This window comes from Streptomyces sp. NPDC007983 (assembly GCF_042958345.1).
Classification (GTDB): domain Bacteria; phylum Actinomycetota; class Actinomycetes; order Streptomycetales; family Streptomycetaceae; genus Streptomyces.
This window is the reverse complement of record NZ_JBIBJI010000010.1, coordinates 213,335-236,019: the sequence shown is the minus strand read 5'-3', so window position 1 is coordinate 236,019 and position 22,685 is coordinate 213,335. Positions and strand designations below refer to the sequence as shown.

Genomic DNA, 22,685 nt, shown 5'->3' with positions numbered 1-22,685 from the left:
ACTCCTCGGGTGCACGCGCCGTCCCGTGCGGCGCTGACTGCTGGAACCGCTCCCACTGGTTGAGCTGACGGTAGCGCCAGAGGCGTACATGTCAACAGAGGCGTTCACAGATTTATCGGTCGAAGAGTTCGACCGGCCCATCCTGTTCAAAGACTTGACACTTCCTCAGAGGGAACGGACGCTTGGGAGCGCTCCCACTGGTTCGCACACCCCCTCATTTCCGAACCCGCGTGGAGGACCCCCATGCGCGTACAGCGAGGCTCACCCTTGTCAGGAGCGCGTCGGCGGATGAGGCGGCTGGTGACCGCGCTGGCCGCAGCCCTCTCGCTGCCCGTGGCCATGACCGCCGCCGGCGGGGCCGCCCCCGCTCATGCCGACGCCGCCGTGCAGTGCAACGTCGACTACAAGACCAACGACTGGGGCTCCGGCTTCACCGCCGATCTCACCATCTCCAACCCCGGCACCGAGGCCATCAACGGCTGGACCCTGACCTACGACTACGCGGGCAACCAGAAGCTCGGCAACGGCTGGAACGGCACCTGGTCGCAGTCCGGCAAGACCGTCACCGTCAAGAACGCGGCCCACAACGCGAATATCGCGGCCGGCGGCAACGTCACCACCGGCGCCCAGTTCAGCTACAGCGGCACCAACGCCGCGCCCACCGCCTTCGCCGTCAACGGCGTCACCTGCCGCGGCGCCCACCAGCCGCCGATCACCGTCCTCACCAGCCCCTCCCCGGGCGCCGTCTACACGACGGGCGGCACCGTGCCGATGGCGGCCACCGCCGCGGCGGCCGACGGCGCGACCGTCACCAAGGTCGAGTTCTACAGCGACACCAAGCTGCTGGGCACCGACACCACCTCGCCGTACACCTTCGACTACGCGGATGTCCCGGCGGGCGACTTCTCGCTGTACGCCAAGGCCTACGACAGCCAGGGCGCGTCCGCCGAGTCCAGCCCCGTCGGCATCCATGTCGCGGCCGGTCCGGCGCTGGTCGCCAGCCCCACCCAGCTCGGCGTGGAGCAGGGCAAGACCGGCACCTTCGGCCTCCGGCTGTCCACCAAGCCGTCCGCCGACGTCACGGTCACGGTGGCCCGCACCTCCGGCAACACGGGCCTGACCGTCTCCTCCGGTGGCAGCCTCACCTTCACCCCCGCCAACTGGAACACCGCGCAGCAGGTGACGGTTGCCGCCTCGAACTCCGGCACCGGCTCCGCGACCTTCACCGCGACCGCCTCCGGGCACACCAAGGCCGAGGTGACCGTCACCCAGCTGGCCGCGGCGAAGACATACGACGCCCGCTTCCTGGAGCTGTACAACAAGATCACCGCCCCCTCGGCGGGCTACTTCTCGCCCGAGGGCATCCCGTACCACTCCGTGGAGACCCTGATCGTCGAGGCGCCCGACCAGGGCCATGAGACGACGTCCGAGGCGTACAGCTATCTGATCTGGCTCCAGGCGATGTACGGCAAGGTCACCGGCGACTGGGCCAAGTTCAACTCCGCGTGGGACACCATGGAGAAGTACATGATCCCCACCCACGCCGACCAGCCGACCAACAGCTTCTACAACGCCTCCAAGCCCGCCACCTACGCGCCCGAGTGGGACCAGCCCTCGCAGTACCCGTCGAAGCTCGACGGCAACGTCTCCGTGGGCCAGGACCCCATCGCGAGCGAGCTGAAGAGCGCGTACGGCACCGACGACATCTACGGCATGCACTGGATCCAGGACGTCGACAACACCTACGGCTACGGCAACGCGCCCGGCAAGTGCGAGGCGGGCCCGTCCGACACCGGTCCGTCCTACGTCAACACCTTCCAGCGCGGCCCGCAGGAGTCCGTCTGGGAGACCGTGACCCAGCCGACCTGTGACGGCTTCAAGTACGGCGGCAAGAACGGCTACCTGGACCTGTTCACCGGCGACGCCTCGTACTCCAAGCAGTGGAAGTTCACCAACGCCCCCGACGCCGACGCCCGCGTCGTCCAGGCCGCCTACTGGGCCTCGGAGTGGGCCAAGGCGCAGGGCAAGGGCGGCCAGATCTCCGCGAACATCGCCAAGGCCGCCAAGATGGGCGACTATCTGCGCTACGCGATGTACGACAAGTACTTCAAGAAGATCGGCAACTGTGTCGGCGAGACCGCTTGCCCGGCGGGCAGCGGCAAGAACAGCTCCAGCTATCTGCTCTCCTGGTACTACGCCTGGGGCGGCGCCACCGACACCTCCGCGGGCTGGGCATGGCGCATCGGCTCCTCCCACGCCCACGGCGGCTACCAGAACCCCATGGCGGCCTGGGCGCTGAGCAATTACGCCGACCTCAAGCCGAAGTCCGCGACCGGCGCGAGCGACTGGTCCACCAGCCTCAAGCGGCAGCTGGAGTTCTACCGCTGGCTCCAGTCCAGCGAGGGCGCCATCGCGGGCGGCGCCACCAACAGCTGGCAGGGCCGCTACGCCACCCCGCCGGCGGGCAAGTCCACCTTCTACGGCATGTACTACGACGAGGCGCCGGTCTACCACGACCCGCCGTCCAACCAGTGGTTCGGCTTCCAGGCCTGGTCCATGGAGCGCGTCGCCGAGTACTACAACCGGACGGGCGACGCGAGCGCCAAAACGGTGCTCGACAAGTGGGTGAAGTGGGCGCTGTCCAAGACCACCATCAACCCGGACGGCACCTACCAGTTCCCGTCCACCCTCCAGTGGTCCGGCCAGCCCGACACCTGGAACGCCTCCAGCCCCGGCGCCAACACGGGCCTGCACGTCACCGTCGCCGACTACACCAACGACGTGGGCGTGGCCGCCGCGTACGCCAAGACGCTGTCCTACTACGCCGCCAAGTCCGGTGACACCTCGGCGAAGAACACCGCCAAGGCGCTGCTCGACGGCATGTGGGACCACTACCAGGACGCGCTGGGCATCGCGGTCCCCGAGTCCCGCGCCGACTACAACCGCTTCGACGACCCGGTCTACGTCCCGAGCGGCTGGACCGGCACCATGCCCAACGGCGACAAGATCGACTCCGGCTCCACCTTCCTGTCGATCCGCTCCTTCTACAAGAACGACCCGGCCTGGTCCAAGGTCGAGGCGTACCTGAAGGGCGGCGCGGTGCCGAGCTTCACGTACCACCGCTTCTGGGCCCAGGCGGACATCGCCCTGGCGATGGGCTCGTACGCGGAACTCTTCGAATAGCGGCTACGGCACCACGGCGGGGCTCCCGGCGACGGGGGCCCCGCCGCGGTGCCCGGCCAGCGCCGCCTCCAGCCGCTGGATGTAACGGTGCTGGAGGCGGGCGGTGCGCTGGAGCGACAGCACCGCCCGCAGGAAGCCGTCCATGTCGGCGGCCCGGGTGAGGATGTCGTCCGGCATCCGCTCGTCGGCCTGCCCCCGGGGGTCGAGCACCGCGTGCGCCCAGGCGCGGGTGACCGGCTTGAACATCCCCGGGTGGTTGGCCACGATCCGCGCCCGCACCGCCAGGTCGTTCTCGGCCGCCTCCACGTGCAGTCCGTCGTCCTTGTTGCGCGCGCCGAACAGCGGTTCGTGGAGGTGGTGGGCGGTGAAGCCGCGCTCGGCGCAGGCGATCCAGAAGTCCCAGTCCTCGCCGGCGCGCATGGACTCGTCGTAGCCGCCGACCGCCTCCCACACCTCGCGGCGGTAGAGCGAGCAGTAGAACATGATCAGTCGCTGGAGGAGCAGTTCCGGCCGGTACGCGGGCAGCTCCAGCACCTGCGCGGCCAGGTCCTCATCATCGGTGAACGCCGAGACATCGGTGGAGGCGATCGCGATGTCCGGGTCCTGGTCCAGCACGGCGACGGTCTTCTCCAGCATCGTCGGCGCGATCACGTCGTCGGCGTCCAGCGGCAGGACGTAGCGCCCACCGGTGGCCGCGATACCGGCGTTACGGGCGGCCGAGACCCCCGCGTTGGCCTGCCGCAGCAGCCGGATCCGCCGACCGGGATGACGGGCGATCAGGGACCGGGCCACCTCCGCCGTGTCGTCCGGACTGCCGTCGTCCACGATCATCATCTCCCAGTCGTCGTACGTCTGGGCCACCACGCTGGCCACGGCCTGCGGCAGATAGCGGCCGTAGCCGTGGCAGGGGATCACCACCGAGACCGCGGCACCGGGGAGATCCACCTCCCCGGTGCCGCTGCCCGCGTCGGCCGTGGGCAGCGGCATCAGGCTCCGAACGGGCTGGAGGCCGTGCTCGACGGGGTGTCGACGGCGATGTTGGCGCACTGCGGCTGCCGGGCGGTGATCGGGACGACGACCACATTGGCGGCGTGGCCGGCGCTGGAGTCGCACTGGTTCTGCTGCGCCACGCTCTTCAGGTCGCCGAAGATGCGCGCGAAGTTCAGGCAGTCGACGCCGGCGCCGACCCCGGCGAGCGGGGAGCCGGCCGCGGTGTCGCAGTCGTTGAGCTGCCGGATGTCGTTGCCGGGGACGCCGGGAGCGCCGGGAGCGAGCGCCGTGGCGTCGATACCGCCGCCGAAGGCGACCGCGCCGGCGGTCGCCGTCACCAGGGCGGCCGTTTTGCCGATGTTCACCGAAAACCTCCTCGAGGACTCGCCGCGGGGACACCCGCGGGCAGCTGTCCAACGAGCCCGGAGGGAGGAGGCGGCGGAAGCACCTGCGGCTTCACCTGTCCGGAGCAGCGAACGCCGGCGCGGGCTCCGGCTCCGGCCCCCGGTCAGCCCAGCGAGGACAACGGCACCGAGAACAGCACCCGTTCGGGCACCACCCGGTCCTCCCAGCCGCTGGACGCCGGGTCCTGCCACTTCCCGTTCGCGTCGGCGGCCCATTCGGTCACCGACCACACCGTCTTCGTCTGCCACCACAGCGACATGGACTCCGAGTGCTTGGCCCAGCACGCGATGGCCGGACTCGTACCCGAACAGCTCGTCGAGGCGGCCCCGTCCGCGTCCTGGCGCCACATGATGCCGTGCTGGCCGGGCCCGCCGCGTGCGCTGGGCACGTACCAGGTGTTCTGGTACGACAGCGCTCCCTGGACGCCGACCGCCTTCGTCTCGTACGCGTCCGCGGCGGCGGCCTTCTTCGCCCCGCTCACCGCCAGCGGCATGTCGTTCGTCACCGGCGCGAGGTCGTAGCGGAACAGCCGCGCGGGCTCCGTACCGCCCGAGGAGAACCATTCGTTCGCCACGAGGCGGTTCGGGGTGCTGGAGCGGTCCAGCGAGATGGAGGCGAAGCAGGGGATCGCGTCGTCGTTCGCCGACGAGCACTTCCCGTTCAGGCTGTACGAGCCGATGGCGGGCATCAGGTACTGGTAGCCGTGCGCCGAGTACCCGCCGTCGACCTTGCCGATCTCATGGCCGTTCTTCGTGGCCTGCAGGATGTGCTTCATCGAGAAGACGAACAGCGCGTTGTTGTGCGCGTCGCCGTTGGACGCGGTGACGATCAGCTTGTCCCCGTACCAGACCATGCCGCCCAGGTGCGAGCCCAGCTTGGCGAAGTTCGCGCCGCCCTCGGTCGGCACCGCGAGGAGCACCCAGCGGTACTTCAGGGCTGCCGGGTCGCCTGCGTCGATGAAGGCGACCCGGGCGAGGGCCTGGTCCTCGTCGGGCTCGGACGGGTATTCCTCGTTGAGGTGGTCGTTGTGCGTCCAGCCGGACAGGATCACCTTGTTGGTGCCCCACACGCCGTCGTCGTCCGCGTCCCCGGAGGAGGTGACGGACTGCGGCAGCCACTGCTGGGTCAGCGCGTCGCCGTCGTCGAAGCAGTATCCCGAGGCGGCCTGCGGTTTGATCGGCAGCGCGGCCTTCTCCGAGGCGCGGCACCCCGAGTCGGTCCTGGTCATGGGGTGGTTGGCGCTCTTCAGCACCGCGTCGACGCCGATGTTGGGCAGCCGCGAGTCCAGCTCGGCGAGGGTGTCCGGCGACACCGTGTTCTCGGTGAGCGTCAGCTTCGCCAGCTCCGCGGAGGTGGTGAGCCGCTTCAGCGCACCGGGGTTGTCGGCCACGGCGGCCTGTGACGCAGCGCCCGTGAACAGCGTCGCACCGGCCGCGACCACCGCCGCGACGGCCGCCGGCCAGGTCATCCGGCGGCGTAACGCACCGCGCCGGGTCTTCTCTGCTCTCCGCATGGGAGCCTCCCGTTTCGTGTCAGGCCGAGGGCACCGCCCTCACCCGTAGACCTGATCTTCGGCCCTTTCCCGGCCGTACGGAAGATCCGCGCCCCCGGCGATCGTCAGGCCGGGGCCGACGCGCCGTACACGCTGCGCACGTTGTCCCTCGGCCGCGGCCGGGTCTTCCCGCACGGCCCCGCCGCGAAGGCGCGCAGCAGGTTCTCGGTGGTGCGGGTGACGAAGGCGCGGGTGCGGGCGTCCATGCCATGGTTGCGACCGTTCTCCCGGGTCCCCGCCATCAGCGCCTCGACCCAGCGCATCGTCCCGCTCGCGAAGACGCCCGCCCCGCTGTCCACGGTGTAGTACGCGGAGTCGGAGTGGCTGTGCCTGCCCCGGCAGACCAGCGGCGAGTGGGCGATGATCTCCAGCGGCTCCGGGGTGGGGTCGCCCGGGGTGACCCGGTCGTACTCCACGCCCACCAGATGGTCGAAGGCGGTCCCGCGCTCCACCCCCGTCCCCTCGAACAGCCAGTGGCCGTCCTCCAGGACGACATAGGGCGCGTCCGTCGGGTAGCCCTCGTACATCACGCCGAGCAGCGACGACTCCGGAGCGGGCGCCGGGGGCAGCCGGAAGTCGGTGGTCGCCATGTCGCGGTGGGCGACCAGATAAGGGTCGTCGCGATAGGCGGTCTTGTAGCAGACCACGGTGCGCCCGGCCGCCCCGGTCGGCCCCGGCGCGAGCCTGATGCGGCGGAAGCAGGCGTTCGCGCCGAGGAAGGCCAGATTGGTCCCGGCGTCGCGCGCCCGCGTGACGTGCGCCCGCTGCTCCGGCGTCCAGTACTCGTCATGGCCGAGGGAGAGCACGGCCGTCGCCCCGTCGAGCACGCCCGGGTCCAGGGCGACATCCACCCCGGTGGTGTACGCCAGCGGAATCCCCAGCCGCTCGGCGAGCACCACGGCCGCCCGCTCGTACACCAGGAACTTCTCGGCCCCGTTGCCCGCGTACGGCCGGTCGAAGCTCACCGCCAGCGAACGCGTCCCGTACGCGCCGTCCTGTCCCTGGTAGAGGCTGAACCCTCCCCAGGTGTTGTACGCCTGCCACGTCGCCGCCGCATGCATCAGCAGCGTCCGGCCGCGCGCCCGGCGGGAGCGGACGACGATCGGCACGTACCGCTGATGGCCGTGGTCCGAGTCCAGCCGCAGCAGATACGCGCCCTCGGGCCAGCCGGTGGTGCCGATGGTGAGGGACCGTCTCCAGCCCGCCACGACCGTACGGGTGCCGGTGATGAACTCCGAGGGGCCCTGCCGCACTCCGCCGACCCGCCCCGAGCGCCACACCAGCCGCGCCTGCGCCCCGCCGTACCAGCCGACCCGGTAGGCCGAGACCCGGAAGCCGGGCGCCGTCGTCGATACGTACAGCCCGAACTCCTCGCCCGGCACCACGCTCACCCGGTCCGCGTATCCCTGGACCGCGGCGGCCGGTCCGAGGGACCGGACGCGCCAGTCGGGGCTGCCGGGCCGGGCCCGTTCGGCCGCCTCGCGCGCGCGGCGCGAGGCACGGGCCCTGGGCGCGGGCCGTTCCTTCCGGTCCGCGTCACAGCCCGCCGCCGTGGCCCCGGCCGCCACGGCGGCGGCTCCGAGGAAGTGCCTTCGGTCCACGGCCCCATCGTCCGGGGACGCCCGCCGGCGGGCGAGCCGGAGTCGCCCGTCCGGGGCCTCGCGGGGTGCGCTGACGCTCCCCGGGCCGCAGCGTGGAGCCATGACCGAGAGCGAGAGCCCGCGCGTCACCCGGCCGACGATGGTGGTGCTCGGCGTCCAGGAGGGCGATCCCCCCTACCGTCTGGTGGAGGTGGCGGGGGAGCTGGTCGGCAAGGCGCACTCGGTCCTGGACATCATCGGACTCGCCCGTCAGCTCGGCTTCGACGACATCGACCTGGACGACCCGGATGTGGTCCGCTGGGTCGGCGGCGACAAGTTCACCTGGACCCCCTGGTGGCCCCGCCACCCCCCGAAGCGGGAGCATCCCGCCTGAGCGCGGCGGCCGGCTCCGGATCGCTCCTCGACGCGCGGCCCGGCAGGGCGGCGGTGAGCAGCGCCCCGAGCGCCGCGACCGCCGCGAGGACGGCCAGGGCGGGCCCCATCGCGGAGGCGAAGGCCCCGCCGCCCGGCAGGCGCAGCAGCATCGTCGCGGCGGCCACCCCCAGCGTCGGCCCGATGTTCATGGCGGTCTGCTGGAGCCCGCCCGCCACCCCCGCCTGCTCCAGGGACGCGTGGTGCACGATGACGGCCGTCGCGGTGACCATCACGGTGCCGAAGCCGGCCCCGATCGTGAAGAAGCAGCCGCCGATCTCCAGGGCGGTCGCCGCCCGGTCGAGCCGGGAGAAGAGCAGGATGCCGAGCGCGACGAGGACCATCCCCGTGCCCGCCGTGCGCCGCGGCCCGTACCGGCGCAGCAGGACGGCCGAGACCGGCGCGCCCAGCACCATCGTCGCGGCCAGCGGCAGCACCCGCAGCCCGCTCTCCAGCGGGTCCAGGGCGAGGACGTCCTGAAGGAAGTACGTGCCGACGAACAGCGCCCCGAACAGCGCCGCCGACGCCGTCACCAGCACCCCCAGCGCCGAGGCGACCGTCGCCGAGCGCAGCACGCCGGGCGGCACCAGCGGGCTCGGCGTACGGCGCCCGTGCCGTACGAACGCGCCCCCGGCGGCCGCCGTGGCGAGGAACCCGAGCGCGGTGGCCGCCGTCCACCCGGTCTCCGGTATCCCGGCCAGCGTATGGACCAGGCACACCAGGGCCAGCGCCAGCAGACAGGCGCCCGGCAGGTCGAGCGCCACGCCGGTGCGCGGCCCGTCCGCAGGGAGGCGTACGACGAGCGCCAGCACGCCGACCACGACCGCGGGGGCCACGCTCAGGAAGAAGACCGACCGCCAGCCGAACTGCGCGGCCAGCGCCCCGCCCACGATCGGCCCGGCGGCGGCCGCCACCCCGATCCCGCTGGTGCGCAGCGCGATCGGCATCCCGAGCCGGTCCCGTGGATACGCGGCGCGCAGCATCCCCAGGGTGGCCGGCTGGAGCAGCGCGCCGAACACGCCCTGCGCGACCCGCAGTCCGATCACCCAGCCGATACCCGGCGCCACCCCGATCCCCGCCGACGCGGCGGCGAAGCCCAGCGTGCCGACGGCGAACACCCGGCGATGGCCGTACCGGTCGCCGAGCCGCCCGGCGAACACCAGCAGGCCGGCGACGGCGATGAGATAGCCCGTGCTGGTCCATTGGACCTGTACGAGCGAGGCGTGCAGATCGCGCTGCAGGGCGGGCTGGACGACGGTCAGCACGGTGCCGTCGAGGGCGACGATCACGGCGCCGGTGATGCTGCCGACGAGGGTGATCCGCTGCCGCGTCTTCACGCCGTCCCCAGATGGGCGTCCATCGCCGCCCGCAGCAACGGCTCGACGTCCTCCGTACCGGTCGCGAGCTGGAGGCTGCCCCATTGCCGCAGTTGCGCGATGCCGTGCAGATTGGCCCACAGGGCCCCCGCGACGACGCCCGCCTCGGCCTCGGGACGCACCCGGCGCACCAGCCCCACCAGCAGCTCGAACAGCGGCAGGCTGGTCTCCCGCAGCCCCAGCCGGTTGCTCTCCAGCAGATCGTGACGGAACATCAGCTCGAACATGCCGCGGTTGGCCCGCGCGAATTCCAGATAGACCCGCCCCAGCGCCATCACCTGCTCCCGGGGCCCCCGCCCCTCGCCCTCGCCCTCGGCGGCCGCCGCGGCCTCCCGGGCCAGCGCTTCGAATCCCCTCCGCGCGATGGCCGACAGCAGCGACAGATGCGTCGGGAAGTAGCGCCGCGGGGCCCCGTGCGAGACCCCGGCCTGCCGCGCGATCTCGCGCAGCGACAGGGCCGATACGCCCTCGCGGTCCACCAGCTCGACGCCCACGTCGACCAGTCGGGCCCGCAGGCCCGTGTCCTCTTCACTCATAGACAGTGTCTACCAGCGGTGAGTAGACACTGTCTATTGTCAACCATGGGTTGACACTCCCAGGAGCGTCAACCCATAGTTGACACATGACGAACTCGAACCCCGAGCGCATGACGAATCCCGTACGCCTCGACGACCTGATCGAGGCCATCAAGAAGGTCCACACGGATGCCCTGGAGCAGCTCACCGACGCCGTCCTGGCCGCCGATCACCTCGGCGAGGTGGCCGACCACCTGATCGGTCACTTCGTCGACCAGGCCCGCCGCTCGGGCGCGTCCTGGACGGACATCGGCAAGTGCATGGGGGTCACCCGGCAGGCGGCCCAGAAGCGCTTCGTCCCCAAGGGCTCCGCCGCCCCGGACCTCGACCCCAGCCAGGGCTTCACCCGCTACACCCCGCGCGCCCGGAACGTGGTGGTCTCCGCGCAGAACGAGGCCCGCGCCGGCACCCACGCCGAGATCCTCCCCGCCCACCTCGTCCTCGGCCTTCTGGCCGAGCCCGAGGGCCTGGCCGCCAAGGCGATCCTCGCCCAGGACGTCCAGCTGGACGCCGTCCGTCAGGCCGCCACCGCCACCCTCCCGCCCGCCGCCGACTCCATGCCCGCGCTCGTCCCCTTCGACGCGGGCGCCAAGAAGGTTCTTGAGCTCACCTTCCGCGAGGCCCTGCGCCTGGGCCACAACTACGTCGGCACCGAGCACATCCTGCTGGCCCTCCTCGAACACGAGGACGGCTCCGGCGTCCTCGCGGACCTCGGCATCGACAAGACCGGCGTCGAGGCGACCCTCGCCCGGATGCTGGAGCAGATCCAGGCGGCCTTCCCCGAGAAGGAGGCGTAATCCCCCGTGCGACCCGACTGCCCCGCGCCCGCGGGGCAGTCGGCGCCCCGGCCGCCGAACGGGTCGTACGGGCGGCGTAGGCCGAGAGGTACGCACATACGCCCGAAGCATCGGACTTATGATCCAACGCGTGGACATCCCCGACAGACTCATCGCCCTCCAGCAGACCGCGGACGCCGAGCACGCCAAACTGACCGGACTCGCGGACACCGAACGCGAGACCCAGTGGAAGCACTGGTACGACGCCGCGGTCACCGTGCAGGCCGCCATCACCGAGCACGCCCGGGAAGCGGGGCTCAGCCGCGCCGCGCTGGAGTCCGAGGTGAAGAAGGCCGTACGGCACCCGGCCCCGGCCGACGGCTGAGGGGGCGCGGCGGCCCGGGCGGTGTGAGGTGCGCGACCGCGCCGCGTGTTCCCTCCCCGGACCCGCTGAGCGACGATGAGAACGGCGCCCCGGCCTCCGTGACCGGGCGCCGTTCCCCGTGCCCGCTCCCCGAGAGGACGCCCGCCGCACATGCGTCTCCTGCTCGTCCGCCATGGCCAGACCACGTCCAACGTCATCCACGCCCTCGACACCGACATGCCGGGCGCGGAACTCACCGCGCTGGGGCAGCAGCAGGCGGAGGGGCTGGTGGAACGCCTCGCGGCCGAACGGATCGACGCCCTGTACGCGTCCCCGCTGCGCCGCGCCCAGCAGACGGCGGCGCCCCTCGCCCGCGCCCGCGGCCTGGAGGTCGTCGTCCGCGAGGGCGTGCGCGAACTGATCGCCGGTGACCTGGAGATGCGCGACGACGCCGAGTCCGTGCAGCTCTACCTCAAGACGGTCATGGCCTGGGCCGCCGGCCAGACAGATCTGCGGATACCGGGAGGGCAGACGGGCGAGGAGGCCCTGGCCCACTACGACGAGGTGATCGAGGAGATCGCCGCTTCGGGAGCGGAGAGCGTCACCGTCATCAGCCACGGCGCGGCCATCCGCACCTGGACCGCTGCCCGGGCCCGCAACCTCGACCCCGCCTACGCCGCCCGGAACCCCCTGGAGAACACCCAGGTCGTGACCCTGGAGGGCGACCCCCGCCACGGCTGGGCCGTCACGCACTGGGGCACCGAGCCGGTCGGCCGGCCTGCCGGGCGCCGCTGACCCCGGCAGGCACATCCGGGCTGTGTCACTCGCGCGAGCCTGGGCACCCAAGGGGGGACCGGAGGGGGGAACCTCCCGGAGGAGTACCGCCGTGATCAAGAAGCTGCACGACATGGGCCTGCGCAGCGAGCACGCCTACACCGCCGCCATCACCTCCATCGGACTGTCCGTGCTGACGTGGACTGCTTCGCTCCGCGCCGAGCCCGGCCGGGGCCTGGACCGGGCCGACCGGTGGGGCATCTTCGTCGGGGAGTGGGCGCCCACCCTCTTCGGCCTCGGCCTCGCGCTGTCCCACTACGAGCAGGAAGAGGGCTCGCTGATGGGCAAGGCCCACGCCGATGGGGAACGGCAGCGGCAGATGGCAGGCACCGCCTAGGTACGGGCACGACGAAGGGCTGACCTGCCCTGTCAGGTCAGCCCTTCGCGCTTGGCGGCGTGCGGGCGTTACGCGGCCGGCCAGCGTGGGCCCGTCTCCGGGTCCCGGCACCATGCGTACTGCCGATCAGGCGTCACCGTCAGGCCGAAGTCGTACAGCTCGGGACGCTCCTCGGCCAGCCACCAGTCCCAAGCCCGCTCCACCTCGTCCGCCAGGTTCCGGGGCCCGCCTTGGTAGGCGACCGCACGTCCACGTCCGGACCGCTTGAGCTGCCCACCCGCGGCCGCCGCCAGCTCGGCGTCCACCTCGGGTCCACCTCGACGCTGACCACAGAGCCTGCCCGCTGGTCCATGGCGGCATCCAGCGCGGCGCGCAGCCCCTCTTGATCGGTCACTTTCTGCGCGTCCCGCCCCCGGGCTGCGGCGGCGGTACCTGCCCATCGGAATTGCCCGGCGGGGGCTTGCCCTGGCTCGTGTCCGGCGGCGGCTTCTCGTGCTTCCCCACGGGCAGGTCCCCTCCGTCGTCGGGTGCGAGCGTCCATGGTGACGCTGGGCCGGGGCGGTGCGGCAGGGCAGGGGTGCGGTACGGGTCCTCTCCAGGCGGGCGTGCTGACGGAGACGCGTCGCATGGTCTGCGAATACCCGGGGTGACAGACCAAGGGCCTGACCTGCTTTCGCAGATCAGGCCCTTGGCATTCAGGGTGAGTAACGGGACTTGAACCCGCGACATCCTGGACCACAACCAGGTGCTCTACCAGCTGAGCTATACCCACCATGACCGGTGCTTTCCGCACCGGCCGAGAAAAAGTATACAGGCTCGGCGGGGGTGCTCGCTCCCGGCTGTCACGCGTGCCGGGAGCGAGTCGCTACGGCTGCCGGGCGGGCAGGACGTGGCGGGCCGCGATGGACTTCGCCGTGTCCGAGTCCGGGCCGGGCTGGGGGACGAAGACGGCCTCCCGGTAGTAGCGCAGTTCGGCGATCGACTCGTGGATGTCGGCGAGCGCGCGGTGATTGCCGTTCTTCTTCGGACTGTTGAAGTAGGCCCGCGGATACCAGCGGCGGGCCAGCTCCTTGACCGAGGAGACGTCGACGATCCGGTAGTGGAGGTACGCCTCGAGCGTCGGCATGTCCCGCAGGAGGAAACCGCGGTCGGTGGAGACCGAGTTTCCGCACAGCGGGGCCTTGCCGGCGTCCGGGACGTGCTCGCGGATGTACGCCAGGACCTGCGCCTCGGCATCCGCCAGCGTGGTCCCGCCGTCCAGCTCCGCGAGCAGCCCGGAAGCCGTGTGCATCTCCCGCACCACCTCGGGCATGGTGGTCAGCGCCTCGGCGGGCGGCCGGACAACGATGTCCACTCCGTCGCCCAGGATGTTCAGCTCGGAGTCCGTGACCAGCGCGGCCACCTCGATGAGCGCGTCGTCCGACAGCGAGAGCCCGGTCATCTCGCAGTCGATCCACACCATGCGATCGTTCATGCGTCTCACCCTACGGGGCGTTCCCGCTGGCCGGGCAGGGTCGGACGGCCCGGGGCGCGACCCGTGGCCTGCTCGGGCAGGCGAGGGGCGTACGCATCGGATTCCGGCTTGCCCGGTTCCGTACCGCCCGGTGGATGCGGCGAGTGCGGAGGGTGATGGTGGTGGCCCGTATGGGTGACGGGACCTCCGGCCCGGCGCAGCGGCATGGCGTGCTCCCCGGGGCGCTGTTCGAGCACCTCGGTGCGGTCGCCGCCGCCGAGCCGTTCGGCCCGCTCCAGCCGGTCAGGGCCGCGGTCCGGGGCGCCGCCCTGGGGTCTGCGGGCCCGGTACGCGGCCCGGTAGGCGGCCGGGGAGGACCCCAGCTGCCGCCGGAAGTGCCCGCGCAGCGCGACCGGGGACCGGAAGCCGCAGCGCCCGGCGACCTCGTCGACCGAGTAGTCGGAGGTCTCCAGGAGCCGCTGGGCCTGCAGCACCCGCTGGGTGATCAGCCACTGGAGTGGAGCGCTCCCAGTGAGCGACCGGAACCGGCGGTCGAAGGTGCGCCGGCTCATATAGGCGCGGGCGGCCAGGGCCTCGACGTCGAACTGCTCGTGCAGATGCTCGAGCGCCCACGCCACGACCTCGGCGAGCGGATCCGCGCCGATCTCCTCTGGTAACGACCTGTCCAGGTAGCGCTCCTGCCCTCCGCTGCGGCGCGGTGGCACGACGAGCCGGCGGGCCAGGGCCCCCGCGGCGTCCGCGCCGTGGTCGGTGCGCACGATGTGCAGGCACAGGTCGATCCCGGCGGCGGTGCCCGCCGAGGTCAGTACGTCGCCGTCGTCCACGAACAGCTCACGCGGGTCCACGTGGACGGATGGGTAGCGCTTGGCGAGCGTCGGCGCGTACATCCAGTGTGTGGTCGCCGGGCGGCCGTCGAGCAGCCCCGCGGCGGCCAGTACGAAGGCCCCGGTGCACAGGCCCACGATGCGCGCGCCCTCCTCGTGCGCGCGCCGTAGCGCGTCGAGCGCCGCGGCCGGTGGCGGCTGGGTGATCGACCGCCAGGCCGGTACGACGACGGTTCCGGCCCGGGACAGTGCCTCCAGGCCGTACGGTGCGGTCAGTTCCAGTCCGCCAGTCGTTCGCAGTGGCACATCTTCGCCCGCGCACACCAGCAATCGGTACCGAGGGACACCGGCGTCCTGCCGGTCGATACCGAAGACGGAGAGCGGGATGGAGCTTTCGAAGATCGGTCCGCCGCTGAACAGCAGCACCGCGACGATTTCTCGTCGCCGGCGTCCGGAGAGCTTGCGCGAGGTCTCCGGTGCGGTCGTGGAGTCCTGGCTCATGGCTCTAAGCCCCCCTCGGTGGTCGCGTCCTCTCGGTCCTGCACGTTTCCCCTCGGTCCTGAACGGTTCCCCCGCCGGTCATGGCCAAGATCGAATCTACTGTGTCGCGTGTGGTCGCCGTGACCAGTTCACCACCCGCCACTATGTCGACATGACAACTTGGCGCGAAGCATTCGATCACGAAGCGTTGCACTCGTAGGCCTCGCTGTGAAGTGGGCCTCCTGCTAGCGCCCACTTCCCGTAGGGGGTACGGGTGGCTCGTACCCCTTTCCACGCTGGCCGGAAGGGGGTTGAGCATGGCGTTTGCCAAGGGAAGAACTACGTTGCGAAGTTGGCTGAAAACCAGCGGGCGCAGACGTGCGGACGGGTCCTTCGACCGGCGTACGTCCGGCTCATGCCGCGTCGCGGTTGTCCGTACGGAGCACGACGTGGCGCGCTTACGGAGCCGGCCGGGCTCCGCCGGGACGCGCCGCTCCGGGCCCGGCGTCAGCTCCGCCGGCCGCCCCGGTGCGTCCCGATCCCGGTGCGCCCGTGCCGTCCCCGGTGCGGGCTCGCCGCGCCGGCGCCCAGCCGGGCGGCCGCGCGTTCGTAGTAGCGCAGAAAGGAGTGGCTGGCGGCGGTCACGGCGCCGAGGCCCAGGGCGGCGCCCGCCGCGCCGCTCAGGGGTGATCCGCAGAGCAGGAGGACGGCGGGGACCACGGCGCAGCCGAAGGCGGACCAGCGGACGACCTCGTTCACCGGGTCGCAGCCGGGCCCCCGGCCGGGGGCGCTGCCGGGGGCGCGGTCGGGGGCGCTGCCGGGGGCGTCGTACTCACGGATGCCTGGCACGGTGGCGGCTCCTCTCGCGCGGTGGACAGACGGGTGGACGGACCGGTGGACGGACGGTGGACGGGTGGGGAGAGGGCGGGTCGGCGGAGGCTGGAAGAGTGGTGGAACGGGGCTCGAACGCAGGTCGATCCCGGCGTCCGGGAGGAGCCCGCGGGGAGGTCGTGGCGGCGGCCGGTACGGGCCGTCCGGGCCCGTTCCGTACGGAGGTGATCGCTCCGCGGCTACTACAACGTCCGGCCTGCCGACAGGTCACTGCCGGGCGTCCGCGCGGCGTATGCGAGGGATCGGCGCGGCCCGAGTCGGGACCACTTGGGGCATTGCGTTACGGGCCGCCCTCCGGCATGCTCCGGGGAACGCTTCGGCCGCTCCGCTGCCGGGGCAACCTCTGGGCAGGCGAGGAATGGCGCCGTACCCTGGGGGGTAAGGGCTTGGAAAGATGAATCCCGGACGGATTTTCTTCGTTCGATACTCGTCTCGAGCTCTAGCGGAGCTCTAGTCCCCCGCCAACTTCAACCTGAGCCCCCGCCGTATCCCTCCGCACGAGGACACCCTTCGCCGAGACACCGATGGCCGGTCACGAAATCCCCGAACCCGCGGACCGCAAGCGGGTCGCCGATCACCTGGCGCACCCCCAAGCGGCGGAAGAAACACGTCATTCCTGCGACCCCGCCTTCCAGCACGGCGTCGTGGTCGGATTCGACGGTTCCACATCGAGCGAGCGCGCCCTCGCCTACGCCATCGGCATGGCCCGGCGCTCCGGCTCAGGTCTGATCATCGTCCATGTGGCCAATCGGCTGCCGACGACCGTCTGGGCGGGCTGTGAGCCCCCCGTCTTCGTCGACGTTCCCGATCACCGCACCGAGGTGCTGGGCCTTGAGCTGGCCTGTGCCGATCACCTCACCGAGGTGCCGTGGATCCTCGTCGAGCGGGGCGGCGACATCTGTCATGAGCTGGAGGAGGTCGGCCGGGAGTACGCGGCCGACGCGATCGTGGTCGGCTCCACGCACGGGCTGGTGGGGCGGATCTTCGGCTCGGTCGCGGGGCGGCTCGCGCGGCGCGCGCAGCGGCCCGTCATCGTCATCCCCTGACATCCCCCGGACCATCCGCCGAGCATCCCCCGAGCCCGGGCCCGGTTTGGGCCCCGTGCTTTTCTCCAGCGGTCCCGCGCTGAAACCTCCGGGCGGGCACCGCCGCGGCCGGACGTTCAGAACTGGACAGCCTCAACTCCCTTTTTCCGCAGCCGAGATGGTCCCAAGACCGTCTTGACACCCGCGGAAACTACCCGTGCGTAGAGGTGAATTGGGCACGTGTGCGGGGCATAAACCGTTCGGCGTGGCGCCGGGCGGGAAGTGACGGTTCCCGCGCGGTGGCCAGCGCCGGCGTAAGGGCGACGCCGGCCCAGGGGCGGCCCCCGCGTGCGTGGTGGCGCACGCGGGGGACCGCCGAATCCAGGGTCAGCCGGAGATCACTCCACGGTCACCGACTTCGCCAGGTTGCGCGGCTTGTCGATGTCCCGGCCGAGCGCCAGCGCCGTGTGGTACGCCAGCAGTTGCAGCGGGATGCCCATCAGGATCGGGTCCAGCTCGACCTCGTTGCGCGGTACCACGACCGTGTGGTCCGCCTTCTCCTGCTCCCGGTGCGCGACGGCCAGGATCCGGCCGCTGCGGGCCTTGATCTCCTCCAGCGTCGCGCGGTTCTTCTCCAGCAGATCGTCGTCCGGGAGAACCGCGACGGTGGGCACCTCGGGCTCGATGAGCGCGAGCGGTCCGTGCTTCAGCTCCGAGGCCGGGTACGCCTCGGCGTGGACGTAGGAGACCTCCTTCAGCTTCAGGGACGCCTCGCGCGCCACCGGGTAGCCGCGCACCCGTCCGACGAACATCATGCTCTTTGCATTCGCGTATTCCGCGGCGAGCTTCTTGATCTCTTCCTCGCCGCGCAGCACCTCGGAGATCTGCTCGGGCAGCTTGCGCAGCCCCGCGATGATCCGCTTGCCGTCGGCGACCGACAGGTCGCGGATCCGGCCGAGGTGGAGTGCGAGCAGCGCGAAGGCGACGGCGGTGTTGGTGAAGCACTTGGTGGAGACGACGCACACCTCCGGCCCCGCGTGGACGTACACCCCGCCGTCCGTCTCGCGGGCGATCGCGCTGCCCACGACGTTGACGACACCCAGCACCCGCGCGCCCTTGCGCTTCAGCTCCTGGACGGCGGCCAGCGTGTCGTACGTCTCGCCGGACTGGCTGACCGCGATGTACAGGGTGTCCGGGTCCACGACCGGGTTGCGGTAGCGGAACTCGCTGGCGGGCTCGGCGTCCGCGGGGATGCGGGCCAGCTCCTCGATCAGCTGCGCGCCGATCAGGCCCGTGTGGTACGCCGAACCGCAGCCGAGGATCTTCACCCGGCGGACCCCGCGCGCCTCGCGCGCGTCCAGGTTCAGCCCGCCCAGCCGGACGGTGGAGAAGCGGTCGTCGATCCGGCCGCGCAGCACCCGGTCCACGGCGTCGACCTGCTCGTGGATCTCCTTGTGCATGTACGTGTCGTGGCCGCCCATGTCGTACGACTCGGCCTCCCACTCCACCGTCGTCGGCGAGGGGGCGGTGCGGCTGCCCTCGGTGGTGTAGGTGCGGTAGTCGTCGGCCTTGATGGTGGCCATCTCGCCGTCGTCCAGGGTGATCACCTGACGGGTGTGGCTGACCAGGGCGGCGACGTCCGAGGCGACGAACATCTCCTTCTCGCCGATGCCCAGCACGACGGGGGAGCCGTTGCGGGCGACGACGATGCGGTCCGGGAAGTCCGCGTGCAGCACGGCGATGCCGTACGTGCCCTCGACCAGGGCGAGCGCATGGCGGACCTTCTCCTCCAGGGTGGCCGCCTGCGAGCGGCCGATGAGGTGGGTGAGGACCTCGGAGTCGGTGTCGGAGACCAGCTCCACGCCGTCGGCGGCGAGCTTGGCGCGCAGGTCGGCGGCGTTGTCGATGATGCCGTTGTGGACGATCGCGACCTTGCCGTCCGCGTCGAGATGCGGATGGGCGTTGATGTCGTTGGGTGCGCCGTGGGTGGCCCAGCGGGTGTGCGCGATACCGGCGGTGCCCGAGAAGCGCTTGGGCAGCCTGGCCTCAAGGTCGCGGACCCGGCCCTTGGCCTTGGCGGTCTTCAGCCCGGCGGCGGACTGCCCGTTCTGTGCCCCCTTGCCCGGCTTGGCCTGGATCGCGATGCCCGCGGAGTCGTAACCGCGGTACTCCAGCCGCTGCAGCCCCTCCAGCAGCAGCGGTGCCACGTCGCGTTTTCCGATGTAGCCGACGATTCCGCACATGGTGTTCAGGCCCTCCCGATTGAATCGATCATGAATGCTCGTGCTCGGTGTCGCTCCGGCGGTGGCGGCCGCCTGTTCGGGCGTGGCGCAGACGTCACCCGTAGACGATGCGGCGCAGCTGGCGCAGCGAGAGTTCGGGCGGTGCCACCGCGCGGTACGGCAGCTCGGCCGTGATCCGCTCGAAGATGTCCGCGTTGGTCAGTCCGCCGGACTGCAGCTCGCGGTGGCGTCGCCGGACGAACTCCTCCGTCGTCTCGTCGAAGTACGCCAGTACGTCCAGCACCACCCGGGCCGCCTCGCCGCGGCTGAGCGGCGTACTGCGGACCAGGTGGTCGATGAGGTCATCGTGGGACATACGGCGATCGAGCATCCGTTGATACTGCGGTCCCTCGGGGTGTTTCGCAAAATTCCTGCCCGATATCGGGCAGACTCCGGTCTCAATGGCGAGAAAACCGATGGAGTACGGCCTGTTTGGCGGTGGTGAACTCCTCCTCGGTGAGGCCCCCTCCGGTGAAGATCGCCGAGTTCGCGCAGACGTGCCGGATCTCGCGACACATTGGTCTACACCTTGACCCCAACTGGGCGGCGCGGTACGCAAGATGTCGCGGTACCCACGATGCGACGCTTCGTTGAAGGGAACCCCTGTGAGACGACGCCGTGCTCGACTGCTGTGCTCCCTCCTGCTGACCGTGGCGGCGGGGGCGTCAACCGCCGCCACGGCCTCGCCGCCCTCCTCGGCCGCCTCGGTCTTCGGCTCGGACGCCGCCGGCGCGCCGGTGCCGCTGGACCGGGTCGTGCCCGCACCCGCCTCCGTACGGCCCGGCAAGAGTCCGTACACGCTGCGCCCGGCCACCCCGATCCGGGTGGCGCCCGGCTCCCGCGCCGCGCGCGCGGCGGGCGACTATCTGGCGGGCCTGCTGCGCCCCTCCACCGGCTACCGGCTGCCGGTCACCACGCGCGGGGGCGTGGACGGCATCCGGCTGCGGATCGTGCCCGTACGACAGCGCGCCGCGAAGGGGCTCGGCGCGGAGGGCTACCGGCTGGAGGTGACCCGGCGCACGGTCACCATCAGCGCCCGCACCTCCGCCGGGCTCTTCCACGGCATCCAGACGCTGCGGCAGCTGCTGCCCGCGTCCGTCGAACGCGCCACCCGGCAGCCCGGCCTCTGGCGGATCTCCGGCGGCACCATCACCGATGTGCCGCGCTACGCCTGGCGGGGCGCGATGCTCGACGTCTCACGGCACTTCTTCACCGTCGACCAGGTCAAGACGTACGTCGACCAGCTCGCCCTCTACAAAATCAACAAACTGCATCTGCACCTCTCCGACGACCAGGGCTGGCGGATCGCCATCGACTCCTGGCCCCGGCTGGCCACCCACGGCGGCTCCACCCAGGTCGGCGGCGGGACCGGCGGCTACTACACCAAGGCCGACTACCGCGAGATCGTGCGGTACGCGGCCTCCCGCCACCTCACCGTCGTCCCCGAGATCGACATGCCCGGCCACACCAACGCGGCCCTCGCCTCCTACGCCGACCTCAACTGCGACGGCGTCGCCCCACCGCTCTACACCGGCACCGAGGTCGGCTTCAGCTCGCTGTGCGTGCCCAAGGAGGTGACGTACGACTTCGTCGACGACGTCATCCGCGAACTCGCCGCCCTCACCCCCGGCCGCTACCTCCACATCGGCGGCGACGAGGCACACTCCACCAGCCACGCCGACTACGTGGCCTTCATGGACCGGGTGCAGCCGGTCGTCGCCAAGTACGGCAAGACCGTGGTCGGCTGGCACCAGCTGACCGGCGCCCGCCCCGCCGAGGGGGCGATCGCCCAGTACTGGGGGACGAACGGCAGCGAGAAGGAGGTCGCCGACGCCGCCAAGAACGGCACCCGGCTCATCCTCTCGCCCGCCAACCGCGCCTACCTGGACATGAAGTACGACCCGAGCACCCCGCTGGGGCTCAGCTGGGCCGGATACGTCGAGGCGAAGCAGTCCTACGACTGGGACCCGGGCAGCTACATCGCCGGAGCCCCGCCGTCCTCGGTGCTCGGCGTGGAGGCCCCGCTGTGGTCGGAGACCCTCTCCACCAGCGCCCACATCGCGTACATGGCCTTCCCCCGCCTCCCCGGCATCGCCGAACTGGGCTGGTCGCCCCGGTCCACGCACGACTGGGACGGCTACCGGGTGCGGCTCGCCGCACAGGCGCCACGCTGGGACGCCCTCGGCATCGACTACCACCGCTCCCCGCAGATCCCCTGGCCCGCCACCGGGTGAGCCGCATGCTCAGTTGCTGGTGATGGAAGGAATCGCCGTCGGCGCCCGGACCGGATCGAAGCGGAAGATCTGGCCCGTGTCGCCGGCGGTGCAGGGCAGTTGGACCACCGGGTCCCCCTTCCGGGTCGAACCGCCGGGCAATGACACGCACTGGCCCGTGTGCACCGGCTTGATCCGGTAGCCGCGCACCGGCTTCGTGACCCGCTGGATGCGAAACCGCTCGGCGGCGCCCCGGTGCCCGCAGTAGTCGTCCATCATCTGCGCGCCTCCCTCGGAGCTCGCCTTCCCCACGCCGAGACATCCGTAGCCGAGGGCGGGATGGAGGGACCGGATCCGGTAGACGGAGTCCTGCGCCCCCTCAAGGGCGTACGTCGGAATGGCGCTCCGGCAGTCGGTCTGGAAGACATCGCCGCCGTCCTGGCTCTCCAGCTCGGACAGGCACAGCGAGGAGATGACCGAACGGATGCGATAGGTGCCCGGCGCGGGAGCGACCGAAGCGGGCTCTGCGGACGACGCGGCGGTGTCCCGTGTCTTCGGCTCGTCGTCGTCGGCCGTCGTCGCCACGGCGAGCGAGGCCGCGCCGACGACCAGCACCGCCAGCGCCACCTCGATCAGCCGCCCTTTCGGTATGCTCCGGCGCCGTCGGCCGGCCGCGCCGGGCGCGACCTGCCGCTCCACCGGCTCCGGCCGGGGAGGCGCCTCCGGCTGCTGCGACGGGTCGCTCTGCGGCGGCTGTTGCGCCGCAATTCTCTCCCGCGCCTCCAGCCATTCCCCGATACGCGGCTCCTCGCCGCAGGCGCGCAGGAACGCCACCAGCGTTTCGGTCCGTGGCAACGCGTCCTGCCGCAGCGCATCGGCGAGCGTGCTGCGCGCCAGCACCTCCCCGCGCTCGGCCGCCCGGCTTTCCAACTGCCGGTATGTCAGCCCCGACCGTTCCTTGAGTGCGCGCAGCAACGCCATGAATTCCCCGGCACTGCGCACCGCCCCCGGCTCGTACTCCCCCTGGCTCCCCATGCTCCGACATGGTGACGGTGCGCTGCTCGGGTAACAACGCCCTTTCACGCCACGCTG

General features: G+C 71.5%; 21 protein-coding genes and 1 tRNA gene. 8 read left to right on the top strand and 14 right to left on the bottom strand.

Annotated features, from left to right (window positions below; translation table 11 throughout):
• Positions 1-288 precede the first annotated feature (288 nt).
• On the top strand, positions 289-3,183 hold the full coding sequence (locus tag ACFZCY_RS29160) for a glycoside hydrolase family 48 protein (protein WP_391179612.1): 2,895 nt from the start codon (positions 289-291) through the stop codon (positions 3,181-3,183).
• Positions 3,184-3,186: 3 nt separating this feature from the next.
• Here ACFZCY_RS29160 and ACFZCY_RS29155 read toward each other — a convergent pair whose 3' ends face one another.
• From ACFZCY_RS29155 to ACFZCY_RS29140, 4 genes are all read right to left on the bottom strand, one after another.
• Positions 3,187-4,170: a glycosyltransferase gene (locus ACFZCY_RS29155; protein ID WP_391179610.1), complete on the bottom strand. Its 984-nt coding sequence runs from the start codon at positions 4,168-4,170 to the stop codon at positions 3,187-3,189.
• On the bottom strand, positions 4,170-4,538 hold the full coding sequence (locus ACFZCY_RS29150) for a hypothetical protein (RefSeq protein WP_391179607.1): 369 nt from the start codon (positions 4,536-4,538) through the stop codon (positions 4,170-4,172). The genes ACFZCY_RS29155 and ACFZCY_RS29150 overlap by 1 nt, the downstream gene beginning before the upstream one ends.
• 143 nt (positions 4,539-4,681) lie before the next feature.
• Entirely contained in the window at positions 4,682-6,091 is a 1,410-nt protein-coding gene (locus ACFZCY_RS29145) for a hypothetical protein (protein WP_391179604.1), read from the bottom strand.
• A gap of 104 nt (positions 6,092-6,195) precedes the next feature.
• Positions 6,196-7,833, bottom strand: a complete 1,638-nt coding sequence (locus tag ACFZCY_RS29140) for a N,N-dimethylformamidase beta subunit family domain-containing protein (RefSeq protein WP_391179602.1) — start codon at positions 7,831-7,833, stop codon at positions 6,196-6,198.
• On the opposite strand from ACFZCY_RS29140, the gene ACFZCY_RS29135 reads away from it, so the two are divergent.
• Positions 7,832-8,104 carry a hypothetical protein gene (locus tag ACFZCY_RS29135; protein WP_391179599.1) on the top strand — a complete coding sequence of 91 codons (273 nt, stop codon included), beginning with the start codon at positions 7,832-7,834 and terminating at the stop codon, positions 8,102-8,104. The genes ACFZCY_RS29140 and ACFZCY_RS29135 overlap by 2 nt on opposite strands.
• On the opposite strand, the gene ACFZCY_RS29130 is transcribed toward ACFZCY_RS29135, so the two are convergent.
• Both ACFZCY_RS29130 and ACFZCY_RS29125 read right to left on the bottom strand, forming a co-directional pair.
• Positions 8,049-9,479, bottom strand: a complete 1,431-nt coding sequence (locus tag ACFZCY_RS29130; RefSeq protein ID WP_391179596.1) for an MFS transporter — start codon at positions 9,477-9,479, stop codon at positions 8,049-8,051. The two genes, ACFZCY_RS29135 and ACFZCY_RS29130, sit on opposite strands and share 56 nt — an antisense overlap.
• Positions 9,476-10,054: a WHG domain-containing protein gene (locus ACFZCY_RS29125; protein ID WP_391179593.1), complete on the bottom strand. Its 579-nt coding sequence runs from the start codon at positions 10,052-10,054 to the stop codon at positions 9,476-9,478. Before ACFZCY_RS29125 ends, ACFZCY_RS29130 begins: the two co-directional genes overlap by 4 nt.
• An 86-nt stretch (positions 10,055-10,140) precedes the next feature.
• Here ACFZCY_RS29125 and ACFZCY_RS29120 point away from each other — a divergent pair, with 86 nt between their 5' ends.
• The 4 genes from ACFZCY_RS29120 (at position 10,141) to ACFZCY_RS29105 (ending at position 12,404) form a co-directional block, all read left to right on the top strand.
• Entirely contained in the window at positions 10,141-10,890 is a 750-nt protein-coding gene (locus tag ACFZCY_RS29120; protein WP_391179590.1) for a Clp protease N-terminal domain-containing protein, read from the top strand.
• Between the two features lie 130 nt (positions 10,891-11,020).
• Entirely contained in the window at positions 11,021-11,254 is a 234-nt protein-coding gene (locus ACFZCY_RS29115; protein WP_391179588.1) for a hypothetical protein, read from the top strand.
• A gap of 150 nt (positions 11,255-11,404) precedes the next feature.
• Complete coding sequence (locus tag ACFZCY_RS29110) at positions 11,405-12,028, top strand: histidine phosphatase family protein (protein ID WP_391179585.1); 624 nt, start codon at positions 11,405-11,407, stop codon at positions 12,026-12,028.
• A gap of 91 nt (positions 12,029-12,119) precedes the next feature.
• Positions 12,120-12,404, top strand: coding sequence for a hypothetical protein (locus ACFZCY_RS29105; protein ID WP_391179582.1), 285 nt, complete (start codon positions 12,120-12,122; stop codon positions 12,402-12,404).
• Between the two features lie 68 nt (positions 12,405-12,472).
• Here ACFZCY_RS29105 and ACFZCY_RS29100 read toward each other — a convergent pair whose 3' ends face one another.
• The 5 genes from ACFZCY_RS29100 to ACFZCY_RS29080 form a co-directional block, all read right to left on the bottom strand.
• Positions 12,473-12,709, bottom strand: coding sequence for a hypothetical protein (locus ACFZCY_RS29100; RefSeq protein WP_391179580.1), 237 nt, complete (start codon positions 12,707-12,709; stop codon positions 12,473-12,475).
• Positions 12,710-13,103: 394 nt separating this feature from the next.
• Positions 13,104-13,176: transfer RNA gene (locus ACFZCY_RS29095), tRNA-His, on the bottom strand.
• A 93-nt stretch (positions 13,177-13,269) separates the two neighbouring features.
• Entirely contained in the window at positions 13,270-13,878 is a 609-nt protein-coding gene (gene orn / locus ACFZCY_RS29090; RefSeq protein ID WP_391179577.1) for an oligoribonuclease, read from the bottom strand.
• A gap of 5 nt (positions 13,879-13,883) precedes the next feature.
• Entirely contained in the window at positions 13,884-15,203 is a 1,320-nt protein-coding gene (locus tag ACFZCY_RS29085) for a helix-turn-helix domain-containing protein (RefSeq protein ID WP_391179573.1), read from the bottom strand.
• 486 nt (positions 15,204-15,689) lie between these two features.
• Complete coding sequence (locus ACFZCY_RS29080) at positions 15,690-16,031, bottom strand: hypothetical protein (RefSeq protein ID WP_391179570.1); 342 nt, start codon at positions 16,029-16,031, stop codon at positions 15,690-15,692.
• Between the two features lie 566 nt (positions 16,032-16,597).
• Here ACFZCY_RS29080 and ACFZCY_RS29075 point away from each other — a divergent pair.
• A complete protein-coding gene (locus ACFZCY_RS29075; RefSeq protein ID WP_055552630.1) occupies positions 16,598-17,119 on the top strand; it encodes a universal stress protein in 522 nt (173 codons plus the stop codon).
• A gap of 377 nt (positions 17,120-17,496) precedes the next feature.
• On the opposite strand, the gene glmS is transcribed toward ACFZCY_RS29075, so the two are convergent.
• Both glmS and ACFZCY_RS29065 read right to left on the bottom strand, forming a co-directional pair.
• Positions 17,497-19,341: a glutamine--fructose-6-phosphate transaminase (isomerizing) gene (glmS, locus tag ACFZCY_RS29070; protein WP_391179567.1), complete on the bottom strand. Its 1,845-nt coding sequence runs from the start codon at positions 19,339-19,341 to the stop codon at positions 17,497-17,499.
• A gap of 94 nt (positions 19,342-19,435) precedes the next feature.
• On the bottom strand, positions 19,436-19,711 hold the full coding sequence (locus ACFZCY_RS29065; RefSeq protein WP_055552634.1) for a hypothetical protein: 276 nt from the start codon (positions 19,709-19,711) through the stop codon (positions 19,436-19,438).
• Positions 19,712-19,940: 229 nt separating this feature from the next.
• Here ACFZCY_RS29065 and ACFZCY_RS29060 point away from each other — a divergent pair, with 229 nt between their 5' ends.
• Positions 19,941-21,614 carry a family 20 glycosylhydrolase gene (locus ACFZCY_RS29060; RefSeq protein WP_391179564.1) on the top strand — a complete coding sequence of 558 codons (1,674 nt, stop codon included), beginning with the start codon at positions 19,941-19,943 and terminating at the stop codon, positions 21,612-21,614.
• Positions 21,615-21,623: 9 nt separating this feature from the next.
• Here the strand turns inward: ACFZCY_RS29060 and ACFZCY_RS29055 are convergent, their stop codons facing one another.
• Positions 21,624-22,628 carry an RICIN domain-containing protein gene (locus tag ACFZCY_RS29055; RefSeq protein WP_391179560.1) on the bottom strand — a complete coding sequence of 335 codons (1,005 nt, stop codon included), beginning with the start codon at positions 22,626-22,628 and terminating at the stop codon, positions 21,624-21,626.
• Positions 22,629-22,685 lie beyond the last annotated feature (57 nt).